The following is a 7,973-nucleotide window of genomic DNA, read 5'->3' as shown; positions in this document are numbered from 1 at the left end:
TATGTGCAAACCGCTACCGCAGCGGTGTTGATGTCCTGTTTAACCCATAATACCAATAAAATATTTGAGATGGCAAGTTTCAATAAACAATCCGTTACACGGTAACGGATATACGGATTATTGTACCAGAGCACGCAGTTTCTTTTCTATAACGTGAATGAACGTGCCGGTTGTTTTGCCGGCACCAAAGAGCAAATAGACGGAACAGTACCGTATCAGCCGTCCCGGTCGCGGGATGGCTGTTTCATGTTTGGGCAAAAGCTTATTTCTTAAGCCAGTAGAATGTTTGGGAGATCTGTACCAGCGGGGTTTCATTGTACTGAAAATCCAGGCTGTTATATTGCAAAGCGCTGTCACTGATGCCGGTGGCCTCGCACAGCAGGGAATCCAGGTGAAAGAACACGGGCGTAACCTCGTCAAATAATAAGCTGTCTAAACGCTTGGTGGCAGCAGTATAATGCAGGGCTACCCTGTCCTGCGTAAAATTAATATAGTCGGCGCCGTTATATTGCACTGTATCTATACGGCTATAAACCGTATCGCCTGCACTTACCGTGTATTGTTTATGGATGGCTGCTGTATAGAACCATTTCCCGTAAAATGACTTATGAGGTGTGGTGTTATCTTCTTTTTTACATGCACACAGCCCCAGTATCATGATCATCAAAACTTTCCGCATGGTGAAACTGTCAGATTTAAGGACGCAAAACTACTGTAAAACGATCTGACAGGCAAATTGTTACAATGTGCAGATATGCAAATGTGCAGATGTGCAAATGGGAGAGCTATACGCTGCATTCATTCATCTGCACATCTGCACATTTGCACATCTGCACATCAACCCGGTTTCTTCCCCATCTTGATCTTTACCTTTCCGCCCTTATTTTCGTCCGTGGCATGCAGGTGAATGACAATGCCCTTTTTCCGGCGCGCCTTTCTTTCTTCTTTGGACAGGTCCTCCTCTTTCTTTGGATTCCGCAGGGGTACATCCAGGTAAATATCCGTGCCCGTGGGTATGCCATATACGCCGGTTATGTCCATATACAGGGCGGTAGAATTGATCTGCATGGGCGGTATAATGATCTTGTTGCCCTGCAGCTGCAGGGTATTGGAAAGATTTTCAAACCGTATGTCGGACAGGTTCCGGTTAAAGAACACTGCAGAGGCGATGCCTTCCAGCGGCTCAAAGTTCAACAGGGCGCCCTGCCGCAGGTCAAACCCTACGGTGCCGTATATGGAGCGGGGCGTTAATTTACCATTATCGTACAGGTTACCGGTGATATTCAGCTTTGCGGAAAGGTTGCCTCTCAGGTTACGGGAGGTAAGGGATTGCATCCCGAAATTATCGAACGCATACCACAACTGATCAATGTGGACATTATTAATGGCGCCGTTCAGCTTAAAACGATTGTTATTACCCTGCTGGTGAATGCTGCCGTTCAGCTGCAGGCTGCCGCCGGCATGCGACAGGGATATTTGCCGCAGCAGTATATCCGACTGCGTAAGGCTTAGCTCCGCCACCACCTTTTGCGCATTGAAACGCTGGTAGTTCAGCTGCCCAAGCTGCAGGCGCATGTTCATATTACACAGCTCCAGCATTACATTCAGCTGTTTGGCCAGGCGGCTGGCCTTTCGTTGAAGGGAGGCCGTACTTTTGGCTTTGGTTTTGGCGGCAGCGGCCTGTTTGCGGGGCGATAAGAAGGCCTTAAACTCGTTCAGATCCACCTTTGGGCTGGTAATATTCCAGTCCATCAATATCTTTTCCGGCGCTTCAAAGTACAGGCGCAGCAGGTTGCGTATGCTGCCTTCCATAGCCAGCTCACTTTTGGCGCTTTGCATATGCACATTCATCACATACACATCCTGCCCGTTAAAGGCAATGGTGGCGCTGCAGTTACCTATTTGCAGGTTACGCGGCAGGTATTCCATTGCGCCGTTCAGCACTTTAACAGCGCCTTCCATCTGCGGCGCTACCGTATCCTTATCGCCAATGCCCCCCTTATAAAAAACATCTGCGCTGGCGGTGCCCTGTGTGAACTGGAAGGTTTCGCCGGTAATATCATTCAGCTCCTGTAAATTAAAATTGGATTTAAAACGCCCGGAAAGCACCGGTTGTGTAAGGTTTACAATGTCAACGGTATCTGAGCTGAAAGGCAGCCCCCACCATTTGGCTTTGAACTGGTAAAAAGAGATGGATGAATTTTCGTCCGTATATCCCATACCGGGATGCCGCTCATTGTTAAAATTCCCGCTAAAGCTGCAGTCCGTCCACTCCCCTGCTTTGGTTACCAGCGTATTGTTGGCGGTGTTCCATTTCACCAGCACCCGCGGCGTACCGGGGCGGTTCAGGTAGCCGGAAAGGTGCGCCTCTACATTCATGGGCTTTTGAATATCATAATTCTCCAGCTTGCGCGATATGTTGTCTGCCAGCATAGCGGCAGCGTTGCGGAACAGCACATCTTCCGTAGTAATATTTACAATGAACTGCTGCGTTTTAAAATTAAAGGTGGCGCCAATGTTAAAGGGATGTTTGTCTATCTCAATGCGCTGCGCCGGTATGGAAAGCACCCGGTTAGGCCGGTTAAAGTTCAGCTCCAGGGTGGTTTCCAGCGTTTTATTCTTCAAAAAGCTGCCGCGGTCCAGGTTAAAGGCAAAACTATTTACCAGCATGCTGGTACGCAGGTGTAAGCGCCAGTTACCATCATCCGCATCAGCGCTGCCTTCCAGGGAACGGATCCGGATGCTGAACAGCTTATTCTTTTGTTTATTATCGATCACAAACTGTATGTTGCGCAGCTCCAGGCTGGCTATATCGGCCTCCCGTTCTGTGCTGCTCTTGGCCTCTTTAGCGGGTTTATCCCGGCGTTTGAACACACTGGCATTCGTATACCCCTCCGGGTTGGTAAAGGAATAAAAAGCGCCGTCTTCCAGGGTTATTTCCCTTACATCCAGATGGTTCCTTAACAGGGTAAAGGTATTTACCTTAACGAATATACGCTTTACGGATAACAGGGGGTGCTTATGCTGCGCAAACAGGCTGTCCTGCAGCTCTACATCCTTCAGGGCCAGGGATACATGGGGGAAGCTGCGCAACAAAGAGGGCGATATATCCCCAATGGTAAGCTTGCCATTCAGCCGCTGGTTAGCCTTTTCAATGATCTGTTCCAAAAGCGCTTTCCGGTGCTGCTGTATGTAAAAGGCCAGGGCCAGCCATAGCAGGATCACCAGTCCAAGAAGGACTGCACCGGCTTTGAGGCATATACGTAACCATTTAGGCATTGGGGTGGTTTACATTAAGTTAAGAAAATTTCCAGGCTTTTTACCTGAAATGATATGCCTGTATAAAACCAATAATGATGCCTTTTGGGGAGAGGGTTATTTCAGCACATCGAACAAATGCAAAAAGCTATCAAGATAACGGCGGCTGTACAGGATGGATTGCCCGCCGGAGAGTACGATCTCATTCTCCTGCAAATTCAGCTTCATAACGCTGCGTATATTCACCATAAAATTGCGGTGCACGCGTATGAACTGCTGCTCCGGCAGGCGCTCCAGCAACAGCTTCAGGGGTTGCTGCACCAGGTATTTTTCCTTGCCGGCCACTATTTTACAGTACTTGCCTTCTACTTCTATGTATAAAATATCATCCAGCATGATCTTGGCCAGCGTATTCCCGTTCTTCACAAAAAAGAAATCGTGTATTAATACCGTATTTTTTTCTGCGGTGGCGGTGAACTGGCCGGTGTCTGCCCCGGCAGATCTTTCAATGGCCAGCTCCATGGCATACTGCAGCTCCAGCTCATTAAAGGGTTTTAACAGGTAGCTGAAAGGGGTGGTAAGGCGTGCAGCCTCAAAGGTGGTGCGGTCTGCTGCGCTGGTAAGGAAAATGAAAGGCTTTTGCATATCCCCGCTTTCATTGATCTGCGTGGCAAAGGTAATGCCGTCCCTTTTGCCATGCAGGTATACGTCAATGATCACCAGGTCCGGCGGCTGGGTGTAGAACAGCTTCAGGGCTTCCGGCAGGGTGCCTGCAATACCGGTAATTTCATAGTCCTGTTCCAGCAGCATATCCTGCAACAGGGCGGCCTGCTGCGGGTCATCTTCCACGATCATGATCTTTACGGGTTGCATAGCTTATCCTTTTGCCGGTAAAATAATGGTAACAGTAGTGCCTTTTCCCTGCTCGCTGGTAATACTCAGGCGGCCGTTGTTCTTTTCCGTCATGGTTTTGCACAGCCACAAACCTAATCCGGTGCTTTCATAACCATGCGTATCCTGCTGCACTCTTTTTTTGTTGGGATCAAACAGCGCTTCCAGCGTTTCACTGCTCATACCCAGGCCCGTATCAATGATCTTGATGTGGCATTCGTCCTGCTGCAAACAGGCGGAGATGGTAATGTAACCACCCACGGGTGTGAACTTAATGGCATTATCCATGATATTGCGCACAATGATCTTAAAAGAGTGAAGATCTGCCATAAAGATAATCTCTTCGGGGATCACTTGTTTGATCACAATGTTCTTATCTGCAGCCAGGGGGGTTACATCATGGCAAACCAGGCCTACTACGGTGCGCAGGTGCAGCTCTTCAGGGCGGAAGAACAGCTGGTCTGTCTGGCTAAGGGCCCAGTGCAGCAGGTTATCCATCAGGATATAGGTGCTGCCGGCAATTTTTTCATTACTGGCTGCCAGCGCAGCGGCTTCGGTAATTTCCTGCTTCCAGATGGCCTTTTTCAGCTTGGCCAGGTTGTTCTTAAGACGGTATACGGGCGAGCGCAGGTCATGCGCTACAATGGAGAATAAACGGTCTTTGGTTTGGTTTAAAATATTCAGCGCTTCTTTTTGCTGGGTGATGATACGCTTACTGCGTTTTTGCTGCCGGTAGGCAAACCAGATGGCGGTTCCCAGCAGCAGCAGGGCCAGGGCAGCCAGTAACAGGCTGTTACGCTGCCAGCCCAGTACATAAATGGTATGTTCCCGCTGCTGTAATGCCAGCTTCCTCTCCTGCCGGGCAAGCTCCCACACATGATCGCGGTTCCAGATGCTGTCCTGCAGCTCTTCATAGTGCTTACGGTAGTCTAACGCCAACGCATATCTTTTCCTGTTCTCTTCCACGGCAGCCATATTCCTGTAGGCATTGCGCGGCACTTCCGGGTTATTGGAATGTTTGGCGTATTCAAGCCCTTTTTCAAACAGGGGTATTGCCTTATCATCCAGGTACTGCGTATAATACAGGTTAGCCAGGTCCATATAGGAAATGGCCAGGCCGGTGGTATCCTGCACCTGCTCTTCCAGGCGCAGGCTGCGGTTAAAATATTCTTCTGCGGGCGGGTATTGTTTCAGGTAAAAATAGGCCAGCGCCTTGTTGTGATACAGGGTTTTCAGGGCATACACATCTGACCTGGGGCCAAAAACCTGCTCCCAGGTGCTCAGTACCTTTAGCGCGTCCTCATTCTGCCCCTGCTCCAGGTAAATCTCGCCCAGGTGGGCGTAACTATTGGCCAGCAGCACGGTATCCAGTCCTTTCAGGTGAATCACCTCCTGGTAGGTACGCAATGCTTCGGCATACAATTGTTTACTGTACTGGATCTTGGCTTTCAGGAAAAGCGCCGGCGGAAACAGCGGGTGCTTTACATCATTATCAATACCGTTCATGGTATTAATAATGTACGTATAGGCGGCATCGGGGTCGTTATCGGCCCAGGCCACATGGCTGTTATGGTAATTGATCTGGTAAGAGGATCCGTACTGGCCGGACATGATCATCCGTGCAGTATCTGCAGGGTGTTCACGGCATATATAGCAGTGCTGCTGCAGCTCATGATACCACGGGCCGTGGACCGGTGGCTGGGCTGCAGCAGCAGTTAAAAAAAAAGCGCGGTAATTACCAATATCGTTCTCATCCTGGTTTTCATATAATGGTTAGCAGATCGGCCGGCTTTTCAGCCTGCATTAATCTTCAGCTGTAGTGGATCTTTTTACGGTAGTTACGGTACCTCTGGGTGTTTCAGGCGTTTCCGGTCCTCCGGGATTTCCTTCACCCACGTAATTATATAATACCAGCACAGCCTGCGCTTCCGGGCTGGTGCCGGTCAACTGGTATTTCACCTCAATATTCCAGAGGGAATAGCTATGATGCGCACCAATATCCCAGGGTTCAATGTCCAGGTACACATAACGTGCATCCAGCTCATTGGCATCTGTGTCTATAGGCGCAATGAAGCTAATATCTTCATCCAGCACGGGCCTTTCCAGGTGGTCCGGTAAGTATGTGGTGATAGACAGCTTATAGATCTTTTCTGTTTCACTCACCGTTATTGCTGCAACCAGCGGCTCCAGGGAAAAAGGTTTTGCAAGGCCGCGAACTGTGCGTTTCGTGTGTGTGTCTAAGATAACTACATCTGAGGAAGTTGTTGTTGACATAGGTAAGAGGCTAGTTAAAGGTTAAAGAAAGGAAGTTCAAGGGCAGCAAAGATAATCTTTATATCCATTTTTTATTGTCCATAATAGTAATACTTTTTACACTTATACCCCGGGCCGTACCATTTATGCCTTCCAATACACCACTGCTGCCATTGTATTCCAGCGCCGTTATTACCCGCCGTACTTTTGGTATTGTAAGGCACGCACAACCACACACCACTAATCAGATCCGGCAAAACGTTCAGGACTATGACAAACATCTGGCTCAATCTTATTAACAATTCGAGTGACCGTACCAATGATGGCATTGTGATCTTCCAGAAAAATGAGGCCACTGCTACCGAAACACCGGTAGCCTGGCGGGTGATCCATAATCTGGGGTCCGGATGGAGCCATCCCTTTACCTATCCCGTGGCAATGGCGGTTGCGGCCAGTGATGGCCAGGGCAACTACAGCCTGCAGCTGCCAGCTGCTACCGGGCAACAATACCAGCTGGTTACAACGGATAGTGGCGATGTGCTTGAACACAGCGGGCCTGCTGCCAACGAGGAAGAGATCATTATATACAATGCCCTGGCAACCGGTATCATTAATGTACATGTGTACCGGGATGGAAAATTGCTTGCCCTGAAAAAGAATGTGGAGCCGGGACAACCGGCGGTATTCCAATTTAAGCCGACCCTTTGGATAGGCGTTGCACACGCAGTAACCGAAGGAGCATTGATCGACAGCGCTTTTACTTCACAGGTGCATACACAGCTCTCTCTATCTGGCATTAGCAGTGCGGACATTATTATGACCGGTGGGGGATTGGGCCCCGACACGACGCCGGTTTCGTTTTCTCTGCAAAATGTCAGATATGCGTGACCGTAACCCCGCCCCGGGAACCTTTCCCTCTGTCCCGGGGTTTCTTTTTTGATCATTTAGTTTTTAATATATATGGTTTATCCTACACAACTACCGTCCATGCCGTTTGGCATACCGCCAGGCGCTGTGATGGCCTTTTCCGGGAAGATAGCTGATCCTGATGCAGATGGCCCGGCCGAATTTGAAACACTGATTGAAACGTATGGCTGGATGGTATGCGACGGCCGCCCTTTGCATGCCGAGGACTACCCGCTGTTATACCAGGTGATAGGCCCGCAATACAACAAAGGCCTGGAGCCGGAAGGCGTATTCCGCTTACCGGATTACCGGGGCTACATACTCTGCATGACCGATATGAACAGTGGCAACGATCCGGAAGCCAAGGCCCGCCAACGGGCCAATGGCCGCCCGGGCAGCGATGTGGGCACCATTCAGCAACCGGTAGGCTTAGCGGCTTTGCGTAATGGTATCACTACGCATCCGGGGAATGTGTATGTATACTATATTATCAAATTCATTTAATGTTCCTTTTTTTCTGTTCCTTTTTGCTTCCCCAAAAAGGAACCAAAAAGGGGCCCGCAACCGGTTACCGCCCGGTTGCGGAGTGGTACCTTGATTAAGCTTTTTTGCTACTGTGGTGCCGGGCTTTGGGCCTTGATGATTGGGATTGATGATTGTGATAT

General features: G+C 49.4%; 7 protein-coding genes. 2 read left to right on the top strand and 5 right to left on the bottom strand.

Going from position 1 to position 7,973, the window contains the following annotated elements; genetic code table 11:
* Positions 1-262 precede the first annotated feature (262 nt).
* From VIM87_RS03605 to VIM87_RS03585, 5 genes are all read right to left on the bottom strand, one after another.
* Complete coding sequence (locus VIM87_RS03605; RefSeq protein ID WP_331995647.1) at positions 263-679, bottom strand: hypothetical protein; 417 nt, start codon at positions 677-679, stop codon at positions 263-265.
* A gap of 158 nt (positions 680-837) precedes the next feature.
* Positions 838-3,279 carry an AsmA family protein gene (locus VIM87_RS03600; RefSeq protein WP_331995646.1) on the bottom strand — a complete coding sequence of 814 codons (2,442 nt, stop codon included), beginning with the start codon at positions 3,277-3,279 and terminating at the stop codon, positions 838-840.
* Positions 3,280-3,375: 96 nt separating this feature from the next.
* Entirely contained in the window at positions 3,376-4,131 is a 756-nt protein-coding gene (locus VIM87_RS03595; RefSeq protein WP_331995645.1) for a LytR/AlgR family response regulator transcription factor, read from the bottom strand.
* A gap of 3 nt (positions 4,132-4,134) precedes the next feature.
* Complete coding sequence (locus VIM87_RS03590) at positions 4,135-5,766, bottom strand: tetratricopeptide repeat-containing sensor histidine kinase (protein ID WP_331995644.1); 1,632 nt, start codon at positions 5,764-5,766, stop codon at positions 4,135-4,137.
* Between the two features lie 186 nt (positions 5,767-5,952).
* Positions 5,953-6,423 carry a hypothetical protein gene (locus VIM87_RS03585; RefSeq protein WP_331995643.1) on the bottom strand — a complete coding sequence of 157 codons (471 nt, stop codon included), beginning with the start codon at positions 6,421-6,423 and terminating at the stop codon, positions 5,953-5,955.
* 249 nt (positions 6,424-6,672) lie between these two features.
* Between VIM87_RS03585 and VIM87_RS03580 the strand changes: the two genes are divergently transcribed.
* Positions 6,673-7,290 (top strand): hypothetical protein, encoded by a 618-nt coding sequence (locus VIM87_RS03580; protein ID WP_331995642.1) that lies wholly within the window; start codon positions 6,673-6,675, stop codon positions 7,288-7,290.
* Positions 7,291-7,389: 99 nt separating this feature from the next.
* A complete protein-coding gene (locus VIM87_RS03575; protein ID WP_331995641.1) occupies positions 7,390-7,812 on the top strand; it encodes a phage tail protein in 423 nt (140 codons plus the stop codon).
* The last annotated feature ends 161 nt before the right edge of the window (positions 7,813-7,973 follow it).

It is taken from the genome of Chitinophaga sp., from assembly GCF_036569125.1.
Classification (GTDB): Bacteria; Bacteroidota; Bacteroidia; order Chitinophagales; family Chitinophagaceae; genus Chitinophaga.
This window is presented reverse-complemented; position numbering and strand designations above follow the sequence as displayed.

Excerpts from the sequence above, each read along its gene's own strand:
- VIM87_RS03590 (WP_331995644.1), bottom strand. The coding sequence starts at position 5,766 with ATGATCATGTCCGGCCAGTACGGATCCTCTTACCAGATCAATTACCAT.
- VIM87_RS03605 (WP_331995647.1), bottom strand. The coding sequence starts at position 679 with ATGCGGAAAGTTTTGATGATCATGATACTGGGGCTGTGTGCATGTAAA.
- VIM87_RS03600 (WP_331995646.1), bottom strand. The coding sequence starts at position 3,279 with ATGCCTAAATGGTTACGTATATGCCTCAAAGCCGGTGCAGTCCTTCTT.
- VIM87_RS03575 (WP_331995641.1), top strand. The coding sequence starts at position 7,390 with ATGCCGTTTGGCATACCGCCAGGCGCTGTGATGGCCTTTTCCGGGAAG.
- VIM87_RS03585 (WP_331995643.1), bottom strand. The coding sequence starts at position 6,423 with ATGTCAACAACAACTTCCTCAGATGTAGTTATCTTAGACACACACACG.
- VIM87_RS03580 (WP_331995642.1), top strand. The coding sequence starts at position 6,673 with ATGACAAACATCTGGCTCAATCTTATTAACAATTCGAGTGACCGTACC.
- VIM87_RS03595 (WP_331995645.1), bottom strand. The coding sequence starts at position 4,131 with ATGCAACCCGTAAAGATCATGATCGTGGAAGATGACCCGCAGCAGGCC.